Source organism: Candidatus Omnitrophota bacterium (genome assembly GCA_026387175.1).
Taxonomy (GTDB): domain Bacteria; phylum Omnitrophota; class Gorgyraeia; order 2-01-FULL-45-10; family 2-01-FULL-45-10; genus CAIMPC01.
Genome location: JAPLME010000005.1, coordinates 1 through 20493 on the forward strand (window position 1 = coordinate 1; position 20493 = coordinate 20493).

24 protein-coding genes are annotated in these 20493 nt (G+C 50.0%); 23 read left to right on the forward strand and 1 reads right to left on the reverse strand.

The window, feature by feature from the left end; all coding sequences use genetic code 11:
- Window positions 1-1257 (reverse strand): triose-phosphate isomerase (locus tag NTY76_01705; GenBank protein ID MCX5677805.1); only part of this gene is annotated, 1257 nt, incomplete at its 3' end.
- 848 nt (window positions 1258-2105) lie between these two features.
- Here NTY76_01705 and NTY76_01710 point away from each other — a divergent pair.
- The 23 genes from NTY76_01710 (at window position 2106) to NTY76_01820 (ending at window position 20491) form a co-directional block, all read left to right on the forward strand.
- A complete protein-coding gene (locus NTY76_01710) occupies window positions 2106-2570 on the forward strand; it encodes an Rrf2 family transcriptional regulator (GenBank protein MCX5677806.1) in 465 nt (154 codons plus the stop codon).
- 11 nt (window positions 2571-2581) lie between these two features.
- Window positions 2582-3511: a cysteine synthase A gene (gene cysK / locus NTY76_01715; protein ID MCX5677807.1), complete on the forward strand. Its 930-nt coding sequence runs from the start codon at window positions 2582-2584 to the stop codon at window positions 3509-3511.
- Between the two features lie 31 nt (window positions 3512-3542).
- On the forward strand, window positions 3543-4760 hold the full coding sequence (locus NTY76_01720) for a homocysteine biosynthesis protein (protein MCX5677808.1): 1218 nt from the start codon (window positions 3543-3545) through the stop codon (window positions 4758-4760).
- Window positions 4761-4769: 9 nt separating this feature from the next.
- Window positions 4770-5675: a permease gene (locus NTY76_01725; GenBank protein MCX5677809.1), complete on the forward strand. Its 906-nt coding sequence runs from the start codon at window positions 4770-4772 to the stop codon at window positions 5673-5675.
- 120 nt (window positions 5676-5795) lie between these two features.
- A complete protein-coding gene (locus NTY76_01730) occupies window positions 5796-6026 on the forward strand; it encodes a hypothetical protein (GenBank protein MCX5677810.1) in 231 nt (76 codons plus the stop codon).
- A gap of 34 nt (window positions 6027-6060) precedes the next feature.
- A complete protein-coding gene (locus NTY76_01735) occupies window positions 6061-6780 on the forward strand; it encodes a cytochrome c biogenesis protein CcdA (protein MCX5677811.1) in 720 nt (239 codons plus the stop codon).
- 16 nt (window positions 6781-6796) lie between these two features.
- Complete coding sequence (locus tag NTY76_01740) at window positions 6797-7294, forward strand: TlpA disulfide reductase family protein (GenBank protein MCX5677812.1); 498 nt, start codon at window positions 6797-6799, stop codon at window positions 7292-7294.
- Between the two features lie 21 nt (window positions 7295-7315).
- Window positions 7316-7537, forward strand: a complete 222-nt coding sequence (locus tag NTY76_01745) for a NifU family protein (protein ID MCX5677813.1) — start codon at window positions 7316-7318, stop codon at window positions 7535-7537.
- A 27-nt stretch (window positions 7538-7564) separates the two neighbouring features.
- Complete coding sequence (locus tag NTY76_01750; GenBank protein MCX5677814.1) at window positions 7565-8347, forward strand: exonuclease domain-containing protein; 783 nt, start codon at window positions 7565-7567, stop codon at window positions 8345-8347.
- 2 nt (window positions 8348-8349) lie between these two features.
- Complete coding sequence (locus tag NTY76_01755; GenBank protein ID MCX5677815.1) at window positions 8350-8997, forward strand: methylenetetrahydrofolate reductase C-terminal domain-containing protein; 648 nt, start codon at window positions 8350-8352, stop codon at window positions 8995-8997.
- Between the two features lie 14 nt (window positions 8998-9011).
- On the forward strand, window positions 9012-9458 hold the full coding sequence (locus NTY76_01760) for a tetratricopeptide repeat protein (GenBank protein MCX5677816.1): 447 nt from the start codon (window positions 9012-9014) through the stop codon (window positions 9456-9458).
- A gap of 13 nt (window positions 9459-9471) precedes the next feature.
- A complete protein-coding gene (gene nifS, locus NTY76_01765; protein MCX5677817.1) occupies window positions 9472-10641 on the forward strand; it encodes a cysteine desulfurase NifS in 1170 nt (389 codons plus the stop codon).
- Window positions 10625-11068, forward strand: a complete 444-nt coding sequence (gene nifU, locus NTY76_01770) for a Fe-S cluster assembly scaffold protein NifU (protein ID MCX5677818.1) — start codon at window positions 10625-10627, stop codon at window positions 11066-11068. Before nifS ends, nifU begins: the two co-directional genes overlap by 17 nt.
- Window positions 11058-11606, forward strand: a complete 549-nt coding sequence (locus NTY76_01775) for a 5-formyltetrahydrofolate cyclo-ligase (protein MCX5677819.1) — start codon at window positions 11058-11060, stop codon at window positions 11604-11606. The genes nifU and NTY76_01775 overlap by 11 nt, the downstream gene beginning before the upstream one ends.
- Before the next feature lie 105 nt (window positions 11607-11711).
- The gene (rny, locus tag NTY76_01780; protein ID MCX5677820.1) at window positions 11712-13286 is read left to right on the forward strand and encodes a ribonuclease Y; all 1575 of its coding nucleotides are present in this window, start codon (window positions 11712-11714) and stop codon (window positions 13284-13286) included.
- Between the two features lie 10 nt (window positions 13287-13296).
- Entirely contained in the window at window positions 13297-14082 is a 786-nt protein-coding gene (locus NTY76_01785; GenBank protein ID MCX5677821.1) for a TIGR00282 family metallophosphoesterase, read from the forward strand.
- Between the two features lie 107 nt (window positions 14083-14189).
- Window positions 14190-15449, forward strand: a complete 1260-nt coding sequence (gene xseA, locus NTY76_01790; protein ID MCX5677822.1) for an exodeoxyribonuclease VII large subunit — start codon at window positions 14190-14192, stop codon at window positions 15447-15449.
- Window positions 15439-15741: an exodeoxyribonuclease VII small subunit gene (xseB, locus tag NTY76_01795; GenBank protein ID MCX5677823.1), complete on the forward strand. Its 303-nt coding sequence runs from the start codon at window positions 15439-15441 to the stop codon at window positions 15739-15741. Before xseA ends, xseB begins: the two co-directional genes overlap by 11 nt.
- A gap of 7 nt (window positions 15742-15748) precedes the next feature.
- The gene (locus NTY76_01800; GenBank protein ID MCX5677824.1) at window positions 15749-16594 is read left to right on the forward strand and encodes a polyprenyl synthetase family protein; all 846 of its coding nucleotides are present in this window, start codon (window positions 15749-15751) and stop codon (window positions 16592-16594) included.
- Between the two features lies 1 nt (window position 16595).
- Window positions 16596-18464, forward strand: coding sequence for a 1-deoxy-D-xylulose-5-phosphate synthase (gene dxs, locus NTY76_01805; protein ID MCX5677825.1), 1869 nt, complete (start codon window positions 16596-16598; stop codon window positions 18462-18464).
- 5 nt (window positions 18465-18469) lie between these two features.
- Window positions 18470-18670, forward strand: a complete 201-nt coding sequence (locus tag NTY76_01810) for a 4Fe-4S dicluster domain-containing protein (protein MCX5677826.1) — start codon at window positions 18470-18472, stop codon at window positions 18668-18670.
- Window positions 18671-18672: 2 nt separating this feature from the next.
- Window positions 18673-19725 (forward strand): 3-methyl-2-oxobutanoate dehydrogenase subunit VorB, encoded by a 1053-nt coding sequence (locus NTY76_01815; protein MCX5677827.1) that lies wholly within the window; start codon window positions 18673-18675, stop codon window positions 19723-19725.
- 43 nt (window positions 19726-19768) lie between these two features.
- A complete protein-coding gene (locus tag NTY76_01820; protein ID MCX5677828.1) occupies window positions 19769-20491 on the forward strand; it encodes a thiamine pyrophosphate-dependent enzyme in 723 nt (240 codons plus the stop codon).
- Window positions 20492-20493: the final 2 nt, after the last annotated feature.

A 20493-nucleotide genomic window follows, 5' to 3' on the forward strand; every position in this document is an offset into this window, starting at 1 on the left:
AACTTCACGATATCTCGTCTCGCTATGACCGACCAGGGAAGCCCCGATCCCGATCTCTTTAAGATGGGGGAGGTTTGTCTGGTCCGTATAAGCGCCGATGTTAAGGGAGAAGCCCTGGGCGAAGATATCGAATGGGGAGGTTACGGGATCTCGTAATAACATACTATTTTGATAATCCTTTTCACTGCCGCCTTTTAACGGATCCATAAGATAAGCACTGTTCGGAGAATTAAAGGTGCCAGAAAAGAGCTCGTCAGTCACAGGCTTCGATTCGAATGAATTGCGGATAATCGCGCAAACATATTCTGGCGCAGTTCTATTGTTATTAATGAAAATGCTTCCACTGAGAACGTCTAAAGCTTTTTTCAAGGACGATGATCGCCAGAAACGTGTTTCCTCGTGCAATGTGTAAGACATGAGGTCTTTTTCATACAGAAATTCGGTAAATGTCAAAAGCGCATGCCATTTATTGGGATCCTCAGATTTAAGGCGCACGATTTCCTGGAAAACTTTTCTTGCTACTTCCAGGGGCACCTGGATATCTTGCCCTTTCCACTGGTTTCTTAAAATGCACATTTCAGCCCCATTATTAGAGGAAGATGCACCAGCCGCGTAGTCGCGCGTTAAAAGGTTTTTGTCGAGATTGGCTTTAGTTAGATTCCTTAAACGAGGAAATTGCGTTAATAGCTTATCACCTAGTTCCAAATAATCCTGCGCATATGCCTTGTCCAGGTCATTTACTATTTCTCCTTCCGGAGTTATTTCATACGGAAGTCCATATGCCACACCGATTTCATGAACTATTGTGTCTAGCGATATCGATATAATGGCGAGGATTTGACCAAAACAAATATCACTATGTGTGCCATCAAGTAAAATAGAGTCCCTTTCCAGCCGTTCAAACTTAATCTTGTCCAAAAAGAAATATACGGCATTTTCACTTGTATGGCTTTTTACCGTTATAGGCTGACCATTTTCGTAGATAACCGGATAATCAACACCCTGAGGCACTTTTATAAAAACAATATTTTTCCCATCAAAAGCTGTGGAAAGGCTTATGTTAAATATGCCCAGAAATTTTTCCAAATCATCTTGCAACAAGGGTAAAAAATTTTCGAAATACAACTTAGATTTTATTCTACTCGGGAATCTCTGGTCAAGATCGAGTTTTTCCGCGCGTCCTTTCATTTCGGCGAAATCACCCGCTACTATACGCTCTCTTATAAATTTATCGATTACCCGTTCATTCTTTTCCACATATCTATTAACTGCTATGGTATCCTCCGGGTTTATTTCAGGCGTTCCATTTTTGAACTCGGCGGCGCTTTTATATTGCTCCTTTGTATATATATTTATAGGGACGCCGCCATCCTTGTCTTTCTGTAAAGGGAACGTAGCATAATAGGTCCTTAAACCGTATTTATCCTTTAGCCTGACCATAACACAAGGCCCGGCATTTGTACGCTTTACCTCATGACAGAAGAATTGTATATCAGCCGGCTGAAATATAGTATTCTCTTTAAAATACCGCTTTCCCAGTGTTTTGAAAGCAGATATATCTATAATTTGTCTGTTACGAAATAATTGCATGAGCAGATTTTCAAGCGCAAGCTTTATTCTTCCCTCATCCTTAGGCTGTATTCCTACGATGTCACTTAATCCTGAAGGCGTAGCGAGCTTATCCGTATTAGGGCCGTGATTTAATGTCTGACTGAATGCAAGGTCCGATGCTACGGCATTGAGCAGAAAGCATGCTGAGACTATCATCGATATTACTTTATTCACTCTTACCATACATCCTCCGTTTTTATAGTGCTAAGAATTCAATGTGCTAACTGTTAAGACTGTAAACATTGTACTATATAAGGAAGGACTGTCAAGAGATATAAACTAGCTTTTTTATACATAACAGTATTTACCAGTAGAGTTTTGAAAAATAGGGACAGTCCCATTCAACGCTTAGTAAACACGTTGGGACAGTCCCTATTTTTTTACAGTCCTCATTTTCGGAGTAATTTTAAAAATAATAGTTGACAAAAGCAGCAGCTATGGTATAATCACTACTAAGTCAATCATATATATCGTCTTTAGAAAGGATCCCGACGGTGAAGATAACATACAAAGGTGATTACGCATTGAAGGCGCTATTCCAACTCGCCTTAAATTACGGCGATCCAGAGGAAGGCGTGCTGTCAATTACCGAAATAGCGAAGCTGGGTGATATGCCGACAAATTTCCTCGAGCAGATACTCCTATCGCTAAGGCGCGGAGGATTCGTTAAATCCAGGCGCGGAGTTAAAGGCGGGTTTCTCTTGGCAAAAGACCCCAAAGATATAACTATCGGCGAGGTCATAAGGTTCTTTGAGGGCCCGATCGAGCCTATCGCATGTGTGGAGAAAGGCGCCTATACCAGATGTAAAGATATAAAGAGCTGTATATTCCGCGACCTCTGGAAGGAAGTGGGGGACGCTATATCGGTGGTGGTGGACACGGTAACGTTCGAAGAGCTCGTATTAAGGTATAAAAATAGAAGCCTGGGGGAACAGTCGGTTTATGAATATTCAATATAAGAGGTGAAGCCATGGCAAAAAAGATCGCTAAAGACATATCCGAGTTAATAGGGGATACTCCGATGGTCAGGTTAGGGCGCCTTGTCACTCCCGGCATGGCGGAGGTGCTGGTCAAGCTCGAGCAATTCAACCCGGGCGGAAGCATAAAGGACAGGATATGCCTTTCAATGATAGAGGCCGCTGAAAAGAAGGGCTTATTGAAGAAGGGCTCGACTATAATCGAGCCGACGAGCGGCAACACCGGCATCGGGCTTGCTATGATCTCCGCGGCGAAGGGATACAGATGCGTGCTTACGATGCCCGAAACTATGAGCATCGAGCGCAGGCAGATATTAAAAGCCTATGGAGCGGATATAGTCCTTACAGAAGGCGCTAAAGGCATGAGGGGTGCGGTGGAGAAGGCGGAGGAGCTGTCGAAGAAAGCGCCGAATAGTTTCATGCCGCAGCAGTTCAAGAATCCGGCAAATCCGGAAGCGCACAGGAAGACCACAGCAAAAGAGATCCTTGAGGCCACAGGCGGCAACCTCGACGCGTTTGTCGCCGGAGTCGGAACGGGCGGCACTCTGACAGGAGTAGGAGAAGTCCTGAAGAAGCATAATCCAAAGATAAAGATAATAGCGGTCGAACCCAAGAATAGCCCGGTCCTGTCGGGTGGAAAGCCGGGGGTGCACAAAATACAGGGCATAGGAGCGGGATTCGTGCCCGAAGTATTGAATATTAAAATTATAGACGAAATAGTGCAAGTGGAAGATTACGATGCTTTCAATACATCGAGGGCGCTGGCAAGAGATGAGGGCATATTTGCCGGCGTTTCGAGCGGCGCGGCGTTATGGGCGGCGCTTAAGGTCTCCCGCGAGCTGGGTAAAGGCAAGACAGTGGTAACGATATTGCCTGATACGGGAGAGAGATATCTTTCGATGGAAGACGGTTTTAAGGTCTAGCGCAGTATTTTAGAGAGGAGTGGTGTAAAAGATGGCTAAGACGATAAAAGAGATCAACGAGAAAATAAAGCGCGGTGAGGTGGTGGTCGTGACCGCCGACGAGGTCATCGATCTCGTCGAGAAGAAGGGCCTTAAAGAGACGGCGCGTAAAGTCGATGTCGTGACGACAGGGACTTTCGGGCCGATGTGCTCATCGGGAGCGTATCTGAATATAGGCCACTCGAAACCGAAGATAAAACTAGGCGGCGGCCATGTCACATTGAATAACGTGCCCGCATATACGGGTTTCGCGGCGGTGGATATTTATATCGGCGCTACCGCTATGCCTGATGATGACCCGAGGAACAAAGTCTACCCGGGAGAATTCAAATACGGCGGCGGCCACGTTATCGAGGAGCTGGTCGCGGGGAAAGACGTTATCCTGGAAGGCACGGCGTATGGCACCGACTGCTATCCGCGTAAGCATATCAAGACATACATTAATATCAAAGACATTAATGAGTCGGTCTTATTAAACCCCAGAAATTGTTATCAGAATTATAACTGCGCCGTTAACCTTTCATCTTCGAAGAATATCTATACCTATATGGGTATGCTCAAAGCGAATATAGGAAACGCGAACTATTGTTCGGCGGGACAGCTGTCGCCGCTATTAAAGGATCCGCACTATAAGACCATAGGGTTGGGGACCAGGATATTTCTCGGTGGAGGCGTGGGCTACGTATACTGGCACGGCACGCAGCACAATCCCGGAGTAAAACGCAAGGAGAACGAAGTCCCTCAAGCGCCTGCCGGGACGCTTGCCGTGATGGGCGACCTGAAGCAGATGAGCGCGTCATGGCTGCGCGGCATATCGTTCCAGGGGTACGGCTCAAGCCTCAGCGTAGGCCTCGGGATCCCGATCCCCATCCTCGACGAGGAAATATTGAAATACGCCGCGGTAAAAGATGAGGATATATGGGCGCAGATAGTGGATTACAGCGAAGATTATCCACAAGGCAGGGCGAGCTCGCTCGGAGAAGTGAATTATAAACAGCTTAAGAGCGGGAAGATCACCGTACAGGGCAAGGAGGTCCCGACCTCCTCGCTCTCAAGTTACGCCAAGGCTCTTGAGATAGCCGAGGAACTCAAGAAGTGGATCAGTGACAAGCAATTTTTCCTGACCGAGCCTGTCCAGACGCTTCCGGGTGCTTCGTCCGGATATGCGTTCAAAGGGCTGAAAGAACGGCCGGTAAAAGAAGAGGAGTAATTTAAATATATGGAGCATTTCATACATATATTTCTTCATTATCTGGCCGAGGTGCTTCCGGCGCTGGCTGTAGGATTTTTTATAAGCGGTATAGTGCACGAGCTTATTCCGGAAGACGCCGTCCTGAAATATTTAGGATCCGGAGGGATAATGCCCATCCTTGCCTCAACCCTGATTGGCACGCTTCTTCCCGTATGTTGCTGGGGTAGTTTGCCCATAGCGGTGAGTTTTTATAAGAAGGGCGCAAGGCTCGGGCCGGTATTGGCGTTCCTGGTCGCTACGCCTGCCACGTCCATCAGCGCGCTCTTTGTCTCATATAGTGTGCTGGGGCTCAAGTTCACCGTATACATATTTTTTGCCGTGATAATAATGGGTGTATTGATGGGGCTCGTAGGCAATACGATCAGGCATGCTCCCCGGCGGGCGGCCGGACCAATAAAATGTCCGCACTGCGAGATAGATCCGGCCCATGCGCACCTGCACAAGAAAAAGACTTTTGCTCAGAAGTTTATCTCAGCCCTTAAATATGCTTATATTGAACTGCCAAAAGAGATCGGCGTGGAGCTTTTTATCGGAATAGTCCTGGCGGCGTTCGTCGCGACATTCATGCCTCTCGGTAGACTGATAAAGGAATTCTTAAGCGGATGGTTCGGCTACGTATTTGCCATAGTGTTTGGCATACTTATGTATATATGTTCTACGGCAACGGTTCCGCTGGTCGATAGCCTTATTCGGCAAGGCATGAACTCAGGCGCCGGTATGACGCTTTTACTCATAGGGCCCGTCACGAGCTATGGCACAATTCTCGTTCTGCGGAAAGAGTACGGGATGAAGGTCCTCTCCATATTCTTAGGGGTTTTAATAGTTACCTCGCTTTTACTCGGTGTTGGGTTCCAGGCCCTGAAAGGATTTTAGTAACCGGCATCTGTTGCGGCTTAACGATATAGTGGTATAATATCGTAATTATATATGGCCGATATCAGAGATATCGGCACTTAGCCTACAATATGGCTGAATAAACTAGGGAGGAAGAGCATGAAGATAAAGAAGACTGTTATTGTATTTTTCATTTCCATCGTGGTTGCCGCGGCTGTTTTAGGTTTAACGGGCCGTGCCATACACGCGCAGAGTTCCGATTCATCCGATTCCGTGGTGGCCGCGAAACTGGATAAGGTGCTCGTCAACCAGAAATCGATAATGGAAGACCTCGCCGCGATGAAGGAAGAGCTGAGGATAATAAAGGTAAGAATAACCCAGGCGCAATAAAGCCCGTCTTCCGTAGAAAGCGGAGATAATAATTATGGCCGGAGAACATGTGGCTTATATAGGAGCGTTTACGGCGGGATTCTTAACGTTCCTGTCGCCTTGCATCTTACCGCTCATACCGTCTTTCATAGCGTACATCGCGGGAGTATCATATAATGACCTTAAGGACGCCCAGAGAGATATCCGCGCGAAGACGATTTCGCACACTATTCTGTTTATAATCGGGTTCTCGGTCGTATTTGTATTGATGGGGCTCACCGCGACAGCCATCGGTAAGACACTCTTCGCGTATCAAAAGTATATACGTATAGGCGGCGGCGCCCTGATAACACTCTTCGGCCTTATGTTGACGGGCGTCCTGAAGATCGATTTTTTGGAAAAAAGCTTTCACCTGCAACTGCATGTCAAGAAGGCGACTTATTTGGGCTCTTTCCTGGTAGGGGTGACTTTCGCGGCGGCGTGGACGCCGTGCGCCGGAGCGCTGTTCGGCTCGATACTGGTCATAGCCGGAACTAAGGGTAATCTGGCGGAGGGGGTGAAGCTCCTTACGTTATATTCAATGGGAATAGGCGTCCCGTTTTTGATCACGGCAATAGCGATGCAGACATTTCTGGTATATTTTAACCGTTTCAAAAGCGCCATGGTATATATCAATAAGGCCGCGGGCGCTATCCTTGTGTTGGTGGGGGCGCTGATAATCACCGATTCGTTAAATGTGGTTACACAAAAGGTCGTGAATATTTTCGCGAAATAAAATGAGGAGAGAGGTTATGAGAAAGAATATATTTGCCAAAGCATTCATTCTGCTGGTGCCGGTATTTCTGTTATGCGCTTGCGCTAAGGGATATGGTGAAGCGCCCTCAGTCGCGCCCGATATCAGTCTGCGTGATATGAACGGCAATACGGTGAAGCTGTCCGATTTTAAGGGAAAGGTGATAATACTCGACTTCTTCGCTACGTGGTGCCCTCCATGCAGACAGGAGATCCCCGATTTTATAGCGCTTCAAAAGCAACATGCCGAGCAAGGGTTTGTTATGATTGGTGTTTCGCTTACACCACAGGAAGATGTCAAACCGTTTGCCGAAAAACTCGGAATGAATTACACTATCCTAATCGGAGATGATAAGGCAAATGCCGCATACGGCCCGATCAGATCGATCCCGACGACATTTATTATTGATAAAAAATTTAATATAGTGAAAAAATATATAGGTTACAGGCCTAAAGATACGTTCGAGAACGATATCGGGGAGCTTTTGAGCAAGTAGACAAGTAGAAAGGAAAAGATCATGAAAGAAAGAATAGAGAAAGCGCTGGCAAAGGTAAGGCGCGCGCTGCAGCAGGATGGCGGTGATATCGAACTTGTAGCGATCGAGGACGGTGTGGTCAAAGTCCGCCTGAAAGGCGCCTGCGCCGGATGTCCGATGAGCCAGATGACTCTCGCGAATTTCGTCGAGAGAGAACTGAAGGGCGCTGTCCCGGAGATCAAGAGAGTCGAGCCGGTGCTGTAGAATAAAAGGATAAAAGGGCGGAATAAGATGAAGATATTACGGCCGCTGGTGGTCCTGGATCTGGAGACGACCGGCACATGGGTCGAAAAAGACAGGATCGTCGAGATAGGGATGATAAAGATGATGCCCGACGGGACAAGGGCTGACTACATAAAACGCGTCAATCCCGGCATGCCCATACCGCCGAATGTCGTACGGATCATCAATATCACGGACGATGACGTTAAGGACAAACCGCGTTTTAAGGATATCGCGAAAGAGGCGCTCTCCTTTATAGGGGATTCCGACCTCGCGGGCTTTAATATCCTGCGGTTTGACCTGCCTTTATTGGAACGCGAATTTTACGATGCCGGCTTAAGTTTTTACTGGCGCGACCGGAATATATTTGACGCCCAGAAGATATACCATATACATGAAAGGCGGGACCTGATGGCCGCCTATCTCCTCTATTGCGGCAAAGAACTCGAAAACGCGCATTCAGCTCTAAACGATGCCGAGGCGGCTATGGATATACTGGATGCCGAGATAAAGAGATACGGCGCCGAAGAGAAAGGCATAGAGTCCTTAAGGGATTTCGACTATGAACGCGGAAGCGAATATTTCGATAGAGAGCGGAAGTTTTCCTGGTGGAACGGCGAGCTGTATCCTACGTTCGGTAAGCATGGCAGGAAGAAACATATAAGGGATATCGCGAAAGAAGACCGGGAGTATTTAGAGTGGATACTCACCAAAGACTTTAGCGGTGATATCAAGGCCATGATAAAGGCCGCCCTTGACGGCCGTTTCCCGCAGGCCCCGAAAGGGACATAGAGATGATAATTACCAGGCAGAAAGAGTTTAAAGAGATACTGAAATTTCTCGAAGGGCAGACGAGGATTTTTATCATCGGGTGCGGGGAATGCTCTACGACCTGCAAGACGGGTGGAGAAGACGATGTAAGGAAGATCAGGGAGGCGCTGGAGAAGGCAGGTAAGGTTGTTACCGGCTACTGCGTCCCCTCGGCGCCATGCGTTGCCGCGAAAGTCAAACTCGAGCTTGCCAAAAGCCGTAAGATGATAGAATCGTCGGATGCTATACTTGTCCTCGCCTGCGGGCTTGGCATCCAGTCCGTCAAAGATAATCTACGGACCGGCAAGCCCATTCACGTCGGATGCGATACCTTATTCATGGGCCAGATCGATTCAAGCAATGCTTTCCTCGAGAGATGCGCTGCCTGCGGAGATTGCGTGCTCGAGCTCACGGGCCTTATATGTCCGGTGACGCGGTGCCCTAAAGGGCTATTAAACGGCCCATGCGGCGGGCAGGATAAAGGAAAGTGTGAAATTGACAAGGATAAAGATTGCGCCTGGATCCTTATATATAACGAACTGAAAAAACAGGATAAGCTTCATCTGTTTAAGCAGGTCAGGCCCCCTAAGGACCATTCGAAATCTCTAAGGCCGCGCAGCCTTTCATTGTAAAAAAGAGATATTTTATGAACGGGATATTTAAGATAGCGGCCGTTGTGATGATTTTGTCGTTTTCCGTGTGCCTTGCCGCTTCTACGGAGGAAGACTGGCAGCGCCTGACGGACGAGGCACTCGACCTTTATTACTATGGTAATTATAAAGAAGCCGTTGGTGTGGCCAGGGAAGCTCTTAAGACAGGCGAGGAGCTATTCGGGCCCGATGACCTTAAAGTGGCCGGATCGGTAGATAACCTCGCTACCTACATGGCCGCCGCGGGAAATACTAAGGAAGCTGACCGGCTCTATCAAAGGGCGTTATCGATACTCCGGGAGAAGCTTCCACCCAACGATCAATATCTGGCTATCTTTATGGATTATCTGGCTATATTTTATGATAAGATCGGTAAGAACGGATACGCGAAAGAATTGCGTGAACGGGCGAAAGCAATAAGGCTTAAAAAATCCGCCGGATAGATGGAGGAATAATATGAAAAGAGTATATCTGGATAATAACGCTACTACCAGGATGCGTGAAGAGGTCCTGGAGGCGATGCTTCCGTTCTGCAAAGAGATCTACGGTAATGCCTCGAGCATCCACCAGTTCGGACGCGCGGCGCGCCTGGCGGTGGACAAGGCAAGAGGAGAGGTGGCAGTGCTTTTAGGCGCGTCGAGCCCGGAGGAGATCATATTTACCTCCGGCGGGACAGAATCGGATAACTTTGCTATTAAGGGCGTCGCGCGCGCGTTACGTAATAAAGGCAATCATATAATAACGTCCTCGATCGAGCATAGCGCCGTGCTTAACGCTTCGAGAGCTTTAGAAAAAGACGGATGTAAAGTAACGTATTTACCTGTTGACGGACATGGGCTCGTCAATCCGGATGATGTAAAGAGAGCCATAACCGATAAGACGGTACTCATCTCCATAATGTACGCCAATAATGAGGTCGGGACCATAGAACCGGTGAGCGAGATAGGCGCTATCGCGAAAGAGCGCGGGGTATATTTTCATACCGACGCCGTCCAGGCTGTCAGCAAAGAGGCGTTCGAAGTGAAGAGTATGCCGGTCGACCTGCTCTCGATGTCGGCTCATAAGATCTACGGGCCAAAAGGCGTCGGAGCGATATATATAAGAAAAGGTACGAAGATAGAAGCTATAATGCACGGCGGCCACCATGAGATGAATAAGAGGGCGGGCACTGAGAATGTGCCCGGGATCGTCGGACTTGGTAAGGCGGCGGAGCTTGCTAAAAAAGAGGTTCGAGAAGAGTCCGAAAGGCTGCGGGAGCTGAGAGATTATCTGTACAAAGGTATAATAGCGCGGATACCGCATACAAGGCTTAACGGATATCCCGAAAAAAGATTGCCGAATACGGCGAATATCGGGTTTAAATATCTGGAGGGTGAATCGATAATGTTAAACCTCGATATGGAGGGCGTAGCGGTCTCGACGGGCTCCGCATGCACATCAGGTACGCTCGAACCTTCCCATGTGCTGACCGCCATGGGCATCGATCCGGCGGACGCGCAGGGGTCTATAAGATTTTCACTCGGCAGAGACAATACGAAAGAAGATATGGATTACGTTCTCGCGGTGCTGCCCCCGATCATACAGAGGCTGAGGGAGATGTCACCGCTATATGAGAAAGGAAAATGATATGGAAGGCCAATATTCGGAAAAAGTGATGGAACATTTCAGAAATCCCCGCAACGTGGGCGAGATAGCGGATGCCGACGGTATCGGCAATGTGGGAAATCCTGTTTGTGGAGACATAATGAGGCTTTATATAAAAGTCGACCCGATTAATGAAGTTATCACCGATGCCAAGTTCAAGACATTCGGATGCGGCGCCGCGATAGCCACATCCAGCATGGTTACGGAACTTGTGAAAGGAAAGACCATCCAGGAGGCCCTTAAAGTATCGAACCATGCGGTAGCGGAGGCCCTGGGAGGGCTGCCGAAGATAAAGATGCATTGCTCCGTTCTGGCCGAGCAGGCGCTTACGGGGGCCATAAACGATTATCTTAAGAAACATGGCAAGCCCATGATAGAGAAGAAATTTAAGAGCGAGCATGAAGCATAAAATACGGCGCCATATTATAGAAAAACTAAAGTCTCATTCGGCACTTGAAAAATCGAAAAAAAGTGCTATAATAAAAGATAAGTTATTTAATGAGAAGGAGTTCAAAAAAGCAAAGCTGGTGATGTTTTACGTCTCGTTGAAGGATGAAGTGGATACACTTTCCATGATAGATGAGGCGGTAAAGATGGGAAAGAGAGTCTGCGTACCTGTGATACTGAAAGAAGAAAAACGCTTAATTGCAGGCGAAATTAAGGATAGGGAAAAAGATTTGGAAAGACAGCACTTTGGAATCTACCAACCGATCGTTGGACACGTCAGAGAGGTTCCTTTAGAAGATATAGATTTGGTCGTGGTGCCGGGCATAGCATTTGACAAAAATAATGTCAGGCTGGGCCGCGGGCACGGTTATTACGACCGATTTCTGTGCGGCCTTCCCAAAGAGACCAGGACCATAGGCATCGCCTTCGACTTTCAGGTCCTGGAGTACCTACCCAAAGACTCTCACGACGTTCCCGTCTGGAAAACAATCACAGCATAACACCGTAAAAGAGCGGAAAGCGCGTTAAGGGTGTGAAAGAAATATTCATGCCCGGTATACGCGTCTTTGTGCCTTTGGCGGTTTCTACATAGGGAGGTAACAGCCATGCAGCATCAAGAGGCAACTATAATCTACATAGGCCTTGCGGGAATCTCCGGGGCAGTCTTTTTCGGACTGGGCTATTTTATCCGCAAGTTTTACGCGAAGGGCAAAATTAAACACGCCGAGGACAGGGCGAAGAGAATGATGGAGGAGGCGAAGGCCGAGGCCGGCAAGTTAAAGCACGAGGCCGAGCTTCAGGCTAAGGACGTTCTTCTCAGGCTCAGGACGGAATTTGAGAAGGAGACCAAAGATCGCAGGCAGGAGCTGATCATATTAGAGAAGAGGCTCATCCAGAAAGAGGAGAACCTGGACCGCAAGGTCGACATACTCGATCGCAAGGATAAGGATAACGAAAGAAGGGAACATTCTTTAGTCGAAAAAGAGAAGCTGCTCGCCTCGAAAGATAAAGAGATGGAGAGGTTGCTGCAGGAAGAGAAAGAGAAGCTTCAGAACATATCGGGCATGACCAGGGAAGAGGCAAGGCAGCTGCTGCTGAAGAAGCTTGAAGATGATGTGAAGCAGGAGGCTGCCATATTCATAAAGAAGAGCGAGGAAGAGGCCAAGGAGAAAGCGGATAAGGAGGCCAGGAAGATCATCGGGCTCGCCATACAGCGCTGTGCGGCGGATCATACGGTAGAGACGACGGTCAGTGTGGTGCATCTGCCAAGCGATGAGATGAAGGGCAGGATCATAGGCCGCGAGGGGCGCAATATCCGCGCGCTTGAGATAGCGACCGGCATCGATGTCATCATAGACGATACGCCAGAGGCTGTTATATTATCCGGGTTCGATCCGATAAAACGCGAGATAGCGAAACTTTCGCTCGAACGCCTTCTGCAGGACGGGCGCATTCATCCTGGCAGGATCGAAGAGATAGTCGAAAAGGTCAAGAAAGAGATGGAGAACACGATGCGCGAGGAGGGCGAGAAGGCGCTCTTCGACACAGGACTGCACGGCGTCCATCCGGAGATAATAAAACTGCTTGGCCGCCTTAAATACAGGACCAGCTATGGCCAGAATGTATTACAGCATTCCAAAGAGGTTGCGCATCTTATGGGCGTAATGGCGAGCGAATTGAAACTGGACTTCACGCTGGCGAAGCGGATCGGGTTATTGCACGATATAGGAAAAGCCATAAGCCATGAGGTCGAGGGCACACACTCAAAGCTCGGGGCTGATCTCGCGCGAAAGTACGGAGAGTCGGAAAATATCTGCCATGCGATCGAGGCCCATCATCAGGATATCGAGCCAAAGACGCTTCTGGCGGTGCTTGTGCAGGCAGCCGACGCGATAAGCGCGACGAGGCCGGGCGCCCGCAGGGAGACGCTGGAGACTTACGTCAAGAGGCTCGAGAAGCTGGAGGCGATCGCGGATTCGTTTAAGGGAGTCGCCAAGGCATATGCCATACAGGCCGGGCGCGAGATACGGGTAATGGTCCAGCCCGATAAGATAACGGATGCACAGGCGGCAGTCATGGCGCGCGATATCACTAAGAAGATCGAAGAGGGCCTCGAATACCCGGGGCAGATCAAGGTGACGGTGGTGCGCGAGACCCGGGCAGTCGAGTACGCGAAATAGAGGAGACATAATGAATATACTTTTCATCGGCGATATAGTCGGCTCGCCCGGCAGGCGCGCCGTCGAGGAGCTGGTCCCAAAGATCAGGAAGCGTGAAAGCATAGATTTCGTAATAGCGAACGGCGAGAATATGGCCGCCGGCAGCGGGGTGACGCCCGCCCTGGCCGATGAGTTATTCGGTTACGGTGTCGATGTCATAACCTCAGGCGATCACATCTGGAAACGAAAAGAGATGGTGGATGAGCTGGGATCCGATAAGAGGATCCTCCGTCCGGCGAATTATCCGGCGGGCGCGCCGGGGTTCGGTTACGGCGTTTTCGAGTCAGGCTCAGGCCCGGAGATCGGGGTTATTAACCTGGTCGGGCGCGTCTTTATGGCCGCCGTGGAATGCCCGTTCAGGACGGCTAAAGAGATAATAGGCAAGATCAAAGACAGGGCCAGGATAATAATAATCGACATGCATGCCGAAGCGACCAGCGAGAAGATAGCCCTCGGCTACTATCTGGACGGTGAGGCGAGCGCGGTCCTGGGCACCCACACACATGTCCAGACGGCCGACGAGAAGATACTTTCAGGCGGGACCGCTTTCATTTCCGACGTGGGGATGACGGGGCCGTTCGATGGCGTCATAGGCCGCAAGAGAGAACAGATTATCAGGCGTTTCCTCACACAATTACCCACAAAGTTCGAGATGGCCGAGGGCGATATACAGCTCCACGGCGTTATTCTTGATATAGACGATAAGACCGGCAAGGCGAGTTCGATAAAGCGGGTTCAGGAAAAGCTAGCAACCTAACGCTGGGGCCATCCTGCAAGGGGACACCCCGCGGGATTCTGGCTTATAGGGTGTCCCCTTGCAGGATGGCCCCGTTAGCGGTGGATGGATGGCCCCGTTAGCGGTGGATGGCCCCGTTAGCGGTGAAGAGACATTGGGACGAGATGATGAACGAGACTAAAGAGAAGCAGATATACTCGGTAACGGAACTCACGAAATATATACGGCAGATAATCGAGAACTCTTTCCCGGCGGTCTGGGTCGAGGGCGAAATATCGAATTTTCTGCGGCATTCATCCGGCCATATGTACTTCAGTCTGAAGGATGCGGGCTCGGTAGTGCAGTGCGCGATGTTCAAGCGGTCGAATGAGAGGCTCAAATTTAATCTGAAAGACGGGATGAAGGTCATCTGCTTCGGAAAGATCAGCGTCTATGAGCCGCGCGGCAGTTATCAGTTGATAGTGGAGGAGATAGAGCCGAAGGGCATCGGCGCGCTGCAGCTGCAGTTCCAGCAGTTGAAGGATAAGCTTTATAAAGAAGGACTGTTCGACCAAGCGCATAAAGTACCCATCCCTCATCTGCCGACAAGGATCGGCATCGTCACAAGTCCCACAGGCGCCGCGATACGCGATATATTGAATATAGCTTTGCGGAGATTCTCAAACGTCGAGATAATAATCTATCCTGTCAGGGTGCAGGGAGAGTCAGCTAAGGACGAGATCGCCGCGGCAATAATAGATTTTAACAGACTAAATAACATCGATGTGATGATCGTGGGCCGGGGCGGCGGATCGCTGGAGGACCTCTGGGCCTTTAATGAAGAAGTTGTGGCGCGGGCCATATACGATTCCGAGATCCCCGTGATAAGCGCCGTGGGCCATGAGATAGATTACACGATCGCGGATTTCGTAGCCGACCTGCGGGCGCCGACACCGTCGGCCGCGGCGGAACTCGTCATCCCGAAAAAAGAGGACCTCGTAAACAGCGTTAAAATTAATATAGAGAGGCTTGGAAACGCGCTTGCGAATATACTCGATACGATGGCTCAAAAACTTGCCCGGCTTAAGGGAAGTTACGCGCTCACGCAGCCGCTTAAGATGGTCGAGCAATATGAGCAGATGATAGACGACCTGCGCAAGGATATGGCGATCCGCGTCAGCCATTTAGTAAAGCTGCGAGGGGAGAATTTCAATTTACTTGCGCAGAAACTGGAGGTCTTAAGCCCATTGGCCATATTAAATCGCGGGTACAGCATATCATCGCGCCTCCCCGGAAGGAAGATCATAAAAAACGCGGGCGATGTCAATATAGGGGATAAGGTCGAAACCAGGCTGGGCAAAGGCACGTTTATAAGTAAAATCGAGGAGATAAACAGATATGGCAACTGAGATGAAATTTGAGGAGGCGTTAAAGAGGCTGGAAAGAATAGTGCAGGAGCTGGAGGACGGGGACCTTCCGCTCGACGAAGCTTGCGAGAAATACGAGGAAGGGATACGGTTGTCGAGGATCTGCGCTAAAAAATTAGAGACGGCTAAAAAGAAGGTCGAGATATTACTGAAAAATAAGGACGGTTCGGTAGAGCTTAAAGAGTTCGATGAACGCGAGGCCCAAGAAGAAAAATCGCAAGCCCCCGGCAAGAAGAAGAAATCGAAGTCAGGCTCGGAAGAAGAGCTTTTATAAAATTATAATGATGAACCTCGAAACTTATCTGAAACAGTCAAAGAACCTGATCGATAAAGCGCTCGATAAATACCTGCCTTCCGCCAAATGCGAGCCCAGGATCATTCACAGGGCGATGAGATACAGTGTGTTCTCCGGCGGCAAGCGTATCCGGCCGATAATCGTGCTGGAAGCGTGCAAGACATGCGCGCCCCGGGCCCGGAACCTCCGGCGGGACTGTTTAAACGAAGCGCTTGTGATCGGATGCGCCGTGGAGATGGCGCACACCTATTCGTTAATCCATGACGATCTGCCGTCGATGGACGACGATGACCGCAGGCGAGGGCTCCCGACAAGCCACAAAGTATTCGGCGAGGCAAACGCGATACTTGCCGGTGACGCGCTCCTGACGCTGGCGTTCAATATTCTTTCGAAACATCTGAGTCCGGAGACGAGCGTCAAAGCCGTAAGAGAGCTGTCCGAGGCCATCGGCACTTCCGGCATGGTCGGCGGCCAGGTGATCGACATGGCCTATAAAGGAAAAACCGTAAGCGCCGCAGCGCGGAGGCGTATAAATAAACTGAAGACCGCCAGGTTATTTGAGGCATCCGCCAGGCTGGGCGCCATAGCGGGCCGTGTACCGGATAAAAAAGTCAAAGCCATGGCTCTTTTCGGAGAGTTGGCAGGCACGGCATTCCAGATCGTAGACGACATCATGGACGACGAAGATTCTCTTAAATTGTCCGGTAAGCATGACGCCGCTTCCCGCGCGGCGGATGTCACGGGTAAGGCGAAGAACGCTTTGAAGATATTCGGTAATAATGCGGTCAGGCTTCAGGAGATAGCGGATTCTATGCTTAAGAGGCGGCTTTAATATGGGAAGATTGCTGGAAAACATAAAAGGGCCCGGTGACCTGCGTAAATTAAATCTCGCCGAGCTTATGTACCTCGCCAAGGAAATAAGAGCCGTTATTTTAGAGACGGTCTCAAAGACCGGCGGACATCTTGCCTCGAGCCTGGGGGCGGTCGAACTTACGATAGCGGCGCACTACGTTTTCGATACGCCCAATGATAAGATCGTATGGGATGTCGGACACCAGACTTACGCGCACAAGCTTATCACCGGAAGATTTGATAAATTCTCAGGGTTGCGGCAGATGGGGGGCTTAAGCGGTTTTCCGAATAAAGACGAGAGCCCGGAGCATGATATATTTACCTGCGGCCATGCCTCCACGTCTATATCGACCGCGCTCGGCCTCGTAACGGCGCGTGATCTCGAGGGGTCTAGCAATAAGGTGATCGCCGTCATAGGAGACGCGTCGCTGGCAGGCGGCATGGCATTCGAGGCGCTTAATCACGTCGGGCACACTCAGAAGGATATGATAGTCATTCTTAACGATAATGAGCGCTCGATCTCGCAAAGCGTGGGGGCGCTAAGTAAATATTTAAACAGGATCATAACGGCTCCCGCGTACAACAAGATAAGAATAGATGTCGAGAAGCTCCTTAAGCGCATACCTCGTTTCGGATTCAGGGCGTACCGCGCCGCCAGAAAGCTGGAAGAGGGCCTGAAGAACCTGCTCATCCCCGGCATGCTATTCGAAGAGATGGGGTTCAGGTATTTCGGTCCGATAGACGGCCATGATCTATCACTGCTCATCCGGACGCTGAAGAGCCTGAAAGACCTGAAGGAGCCATTACTGATACATCTGGTGACGAAGAAGGGCAAGGGCTATAAATTCGCCGAAGAGCGCCCCGCGTCTTTCCACGGCACAGGAGCGTTCGATATCGCGACCGGCGAGAAACTGGCGGTGAATGGCCCCGATACCTTCACCGACGCGTTCTCGGATAAAATATCGGAACTCGGCGGAAAAGATTTAAAAATAGTCGGCGTCACCGCCGCTATGTTAGACGGCACCGGTTTTAATAAGTATTCCCGGGACTATCCCGGCCGCTTCTTCGATGTGGGCATAGCGGAGGAGCACGCGGTGGGTTTTAGCGCAGGCCTTGCCCGCGGCGGGTTTAAACCGGTCGTCGCGGTATATTCTACATTTTTACAGAGGGGATACGACCAGATAATACACGACATCTGTCTGCAGGACCTGCCTGTCACCTTCTGTCTCGACAGGGCCGGGCTCGCAGGAGAGGACGGGCCGACACATCACGGCGTATTTGACATAGCCTATTTAAGGCATATACCGAACCTTACGTTCATGGCTCCGGCGACGCCGGCAGAACTGAAAGCCATGCTCGAGTTCGCGGTTTCCCTGGATGCGCCCGCGGCGATCCGCTATCCGAAGGGCGGCAGCCGTCTCGATAGGGCGCCGTCCCTTCCGATCGAGCGGGGAAGGGCGGAGATCCTGAAGGATGGCAGGGATATCGTGATAATTTCAATAGGCGTCATGGCGGAGACCGCGCTTGAAATAGCGCAGATCCTCGCTAAAAACAAGATAAACGCGATGGTGATAAACAGCAGATTTATCAAGCCGCTAGATGAGAGGCTATTAACAGACGTATTTAATAGAATAAAAAAAGCGGTCACCATAGAAGACGGCGTGCTTGACGGCGGATTCGGCTCCGCAGTGCTGGAATTCATAGAGCGCGATCATATAAACGGCGTTAAACTCAAAAGATTCGGCCTGCCGGACAAATTTATCGAACACGGCAAAAGAAGCGAGCTATTTGCAAAGTATAACTTGACACCTGACGCTATTTGCGATGTAATTATAAAAGAGGTAATGTAGATTTTATGGCCAAAATAAAGATAAATAGAGCGAAATGCAAGGGGTGCTACCTCTGCGTGGTCAATTGCCCGAATAACCTGATAAAGATAGGGAAAGAGCTCAATATCAAAGGTGTGAAGGCGGTATATTTCTCCGGAGGTAAATGCACCGGATGCGGCATGTGCGCCGTCATCTGTCCGGATGGGGGCATAGAGGTTTATAAATAGATATGAGTAAAAATAAAGTGCTGATGTGCGGGAACGAAGCTTGCGGAGAGGGCGCGGTCATTGCCGGATGCAAATTCTATGCGGGATACCCCATAACGCCGCAAAATGAACTCATAAGTTATATGGCAAAACGGCTGAACGAGACTGGCGGAGCGTTTGTTCAGGCGGAGAGCGAGCTTGCCGCGATAAGCATGGTATTCGGCGCAAGCGCCGCGGGAGAGCGGGCGATGACGTCTTCGTCGAGCCCCGGGATCAGCCTGAAACAGGAAGGGATCTCGTATCTGGCGGCATGTGAGCTCCCATGCGTTATAGTGAATATGCAGAGAGGGGGGCCCGGTCTCGGCAATATCGCTCCGTCCCAAGGAGATTATTTTCAGTCGGTGAAAGGCGGCGGCCACGGAGATTATAAACTGATAGTGCTCGCGCCAATGTCCGTCCAGGAGCTTCTGGACCTGACATTTCTTGCTTTCGATCTTGCTGATAAATACAGAAATCCTGCGCTTATACTTGGCGACGGCCTTTTAGGGCAAATGATGGAGCCCCTTACCATACCATCGGATATGCAGCCGAAACATTATGATAAGCCGTGGGCGCTTACGGGATGCAGGGACAGGGCGCCCCGCATAATAAGATCTCTTTTACTTGGGGAAGGCGCCTTGGAAGAACATAACAGGCATATGCAGGAAAAATTCAGGACCATCAAGGAAACGGAAACGCGCAGCCAGAGCTTTCATACCAAAGATGCCGATATCATACTTGTCGCTTATGGCTCTGTGGCTAGGATAGCCAAGGCGGCGATGGAGGCCGCCCGCGCTAAAGGCTTAAAGGTGGGTTTGATAAGACCGATAACGCTTTGGCCGTTTCCGGATAAGACAATAGAAGACTCATGCGCGGCAACAAAGAAATTTCTTGTGGTAGAGATGAGCGCGGGCCAGATGGTCGAGGATGTGAGGCTTGCCGTTAACGGCAAGGCCAAAGTTGAATTTTACGGCAGGATGGGCGGCGGCATACCCTGCGAAGAAGAGATATTGGAGCGCGTAGAGGCGCTATTGTGAGCTTATGAAGAAAGTAAAAAAAGAAGAGGCTCTTAAGAGAGTCATGCCGAATCCGGCCAGCCTTAGGATGGTCGACAATCATTACTGCGCCGGCTGCGGTCATGGGATAATCCATCGCTTAGTCTGCGAGGCGATAGACGAATACGGTATCCGCGAGCGCGTCATAGCCGTAGCGCCGGTAGGATGCGCGGTTATAGCTTACGACTACTGGGACTTCGACGTCACTGAGGCCGCGCACGGGAGAACACCCGCGGTCGCTACAGGCATAAAAAGGGTCCGGCCGGGCAACATAGTATTCACCTATCAGGGGGATGGGGACCTTGCCGCTATAGGCACCGCCGAAATAGTTCACGCCGCGAACCGCGGTGAGAATATAACGGTCATATTCGTAAATAACGGAGTCTATGGAATGACCGGAGGGCAGATGGCGCCTACGACGCTTGCCGGCCAGAAGACATCTACGACGATATACGGGCGAAGCCTGCGACGCGAAGGCTATCCGCTAAAGATCCTCGAGATGCTTGCGGTCCTGCCCGGAGTAAAGTATGCGGAGAGAGTGGCGGTGAATTCGTCCCATGAAGTATTGCGGGCAAAGCGCGCTATTTCCAAGGCGTTCAAGATGCAGATAGACGGCAAAGGTTTCTCGATAGTCGAGGTCCTGTCGATGTGCCCGACATATTGGGGGATGACCCCTATACAGGCTGCCGACAGGATAAAGAATGAGGTAGCCACATTCTATCCTCTCGGGGTGATCAAGAGTTGTTAATA

Coding starts and splice junctions, on each gene's coding strand:
- NTY76_01750 (MCX5677814.1), top strand. CDS start 7,565: ATGAAGATATTACGGCCGCTGGTGGTCCTGGATCTGGAGACGACCGGC.
- NTY76_01745 (MCX5677813.1), top strand. CDS start 7,316: ATGAAAGAAAGAATAGAGAAAGCGCTGGCAAAGGTAAGGCGCGCGCTG.
- NTY76_01730 (MCX5677810.1), top strand. CDS start 5,796: ATGAAGATAAAGAAGACTGTTATTGTATTTTTCATTTCCATCGTGGTT.
- dxs (MCX5677825.1), top strand. CDS start 16,596: ATGGGAAGATTGCTGGAAAACATAAAAGGGCCCGGTGACCTGCGTAAA.
- xseB (MCX5677823.1), top strand. CDS start 15,439: ATGGCAACTGAGATGAAATTTGAGGAGGCGTTAAAGAGGCTGGAAAGA.
- cysK (MCX5677807.1), top strand. CDS start 2,582: ATGGCAAAAAAGATCGCTAAAGACATATCCGAGTTAATAGGGGATACT.
- NTY76_01775 (MCX5677819.1), top strand. CDS start 11,058: ATGAAGCATAAAATACGGCGCCATATTATAGAAAAACTAAAGTCTCAT.
- NTY76_01725 (MCX5677809.1), top strand. CDS start 4,770: ATGGAGCATTTCATACATATATTTCTTCATTATCTGGCCGAGGTGCTT.
- xseA (MCX5677822.1), top strand. CDS start 14,190: ATGGCCCCGTTAGCGGTGAAGAGACATTGGGACGAGATGATGAACGAG.
- NTY76_01720 (MCX5677808.1), top strand. CDS start 3,543: ATGGCTAAGACGATAAAAGAGATCAACGAGAAAATAAAGCGCGGTGAG.
- NTY76_01810 (MCX5677826.1), top strand. CDS start 18,470: ATGGCCAAAATAAAGATAAATAGAGCGAAATGCAAGGGGTGCTACCTC.
- NTY76_01760 (MCX5677816.1), top strand. CDS start 9,012: ATGAACGGGATATTTAAGATAGCGGCCGTTGTGATGATTTTGTCGTTT.
- NTY76_01755 (MCX5677815.1), top strand. CDS start 8,350: ATGATAATTACCAGGCAGAAAGAGTTTAAAGAGATACTGAAATTTCTC.
- rny (MCX5677820.1), top strand. CDS start 11,712: ATGCAGCATCAAGAGGCAACTATAATCTACATAGGCCTTGCGGGAATC.
- NTY76_01785 (MCX5677821.1), top strand. CDS start 13,297: ATGAATATACTTTTCATCGGCGATATAGTCGGCTCGCCCGGCAGGCGC.
- NTY76_01820 (MCX5677828.1), top strand. CDS start 19,769: ATGCCGAATCCGGCCAGCCTTAGGATGGTCGACAATCATTACTGCGCC.
- NTY76_01740 (MCX5677812.1), top strand. CDS start 6,797: ATGAGAAAGAATATATTTGCCAAAGCATTCATTCTGCTGGTGCCGGTA.
- nifS (MCX5677817.1), top strand. CDS start 9,472: ATGAAAAGAGTATATCTGGATAATAACGCTACTACCAGGATGCGTGAA.
- nifU (MCX5677818.1), top strand. CDS start 10,625: ATGAGAAAGGAAAATGATATGGAAGGCCAATATTCGGAAAAAGTGATG.
- NTY76_01815 (MCX5677827.1), top strand. CDS start 18,673: ATGAGTAAAAATAAAGTGCTGATGTGCGGGAACGAAGCTTGCGGAGAG.
- NTY76_01800 (MCX5677824.1), top strand. CDS start 15,749: ATGATGAACCTCGAAACTTATCTGAAACAGTCAAAGAACCTGATCGAT.
- NTY76_01735 (MCX5677811.1), top strand. CDS start 6,061: ATGGCCGGAGAACATGTGGCTTATATAGGAGCGTTTACGGCGGGATTC.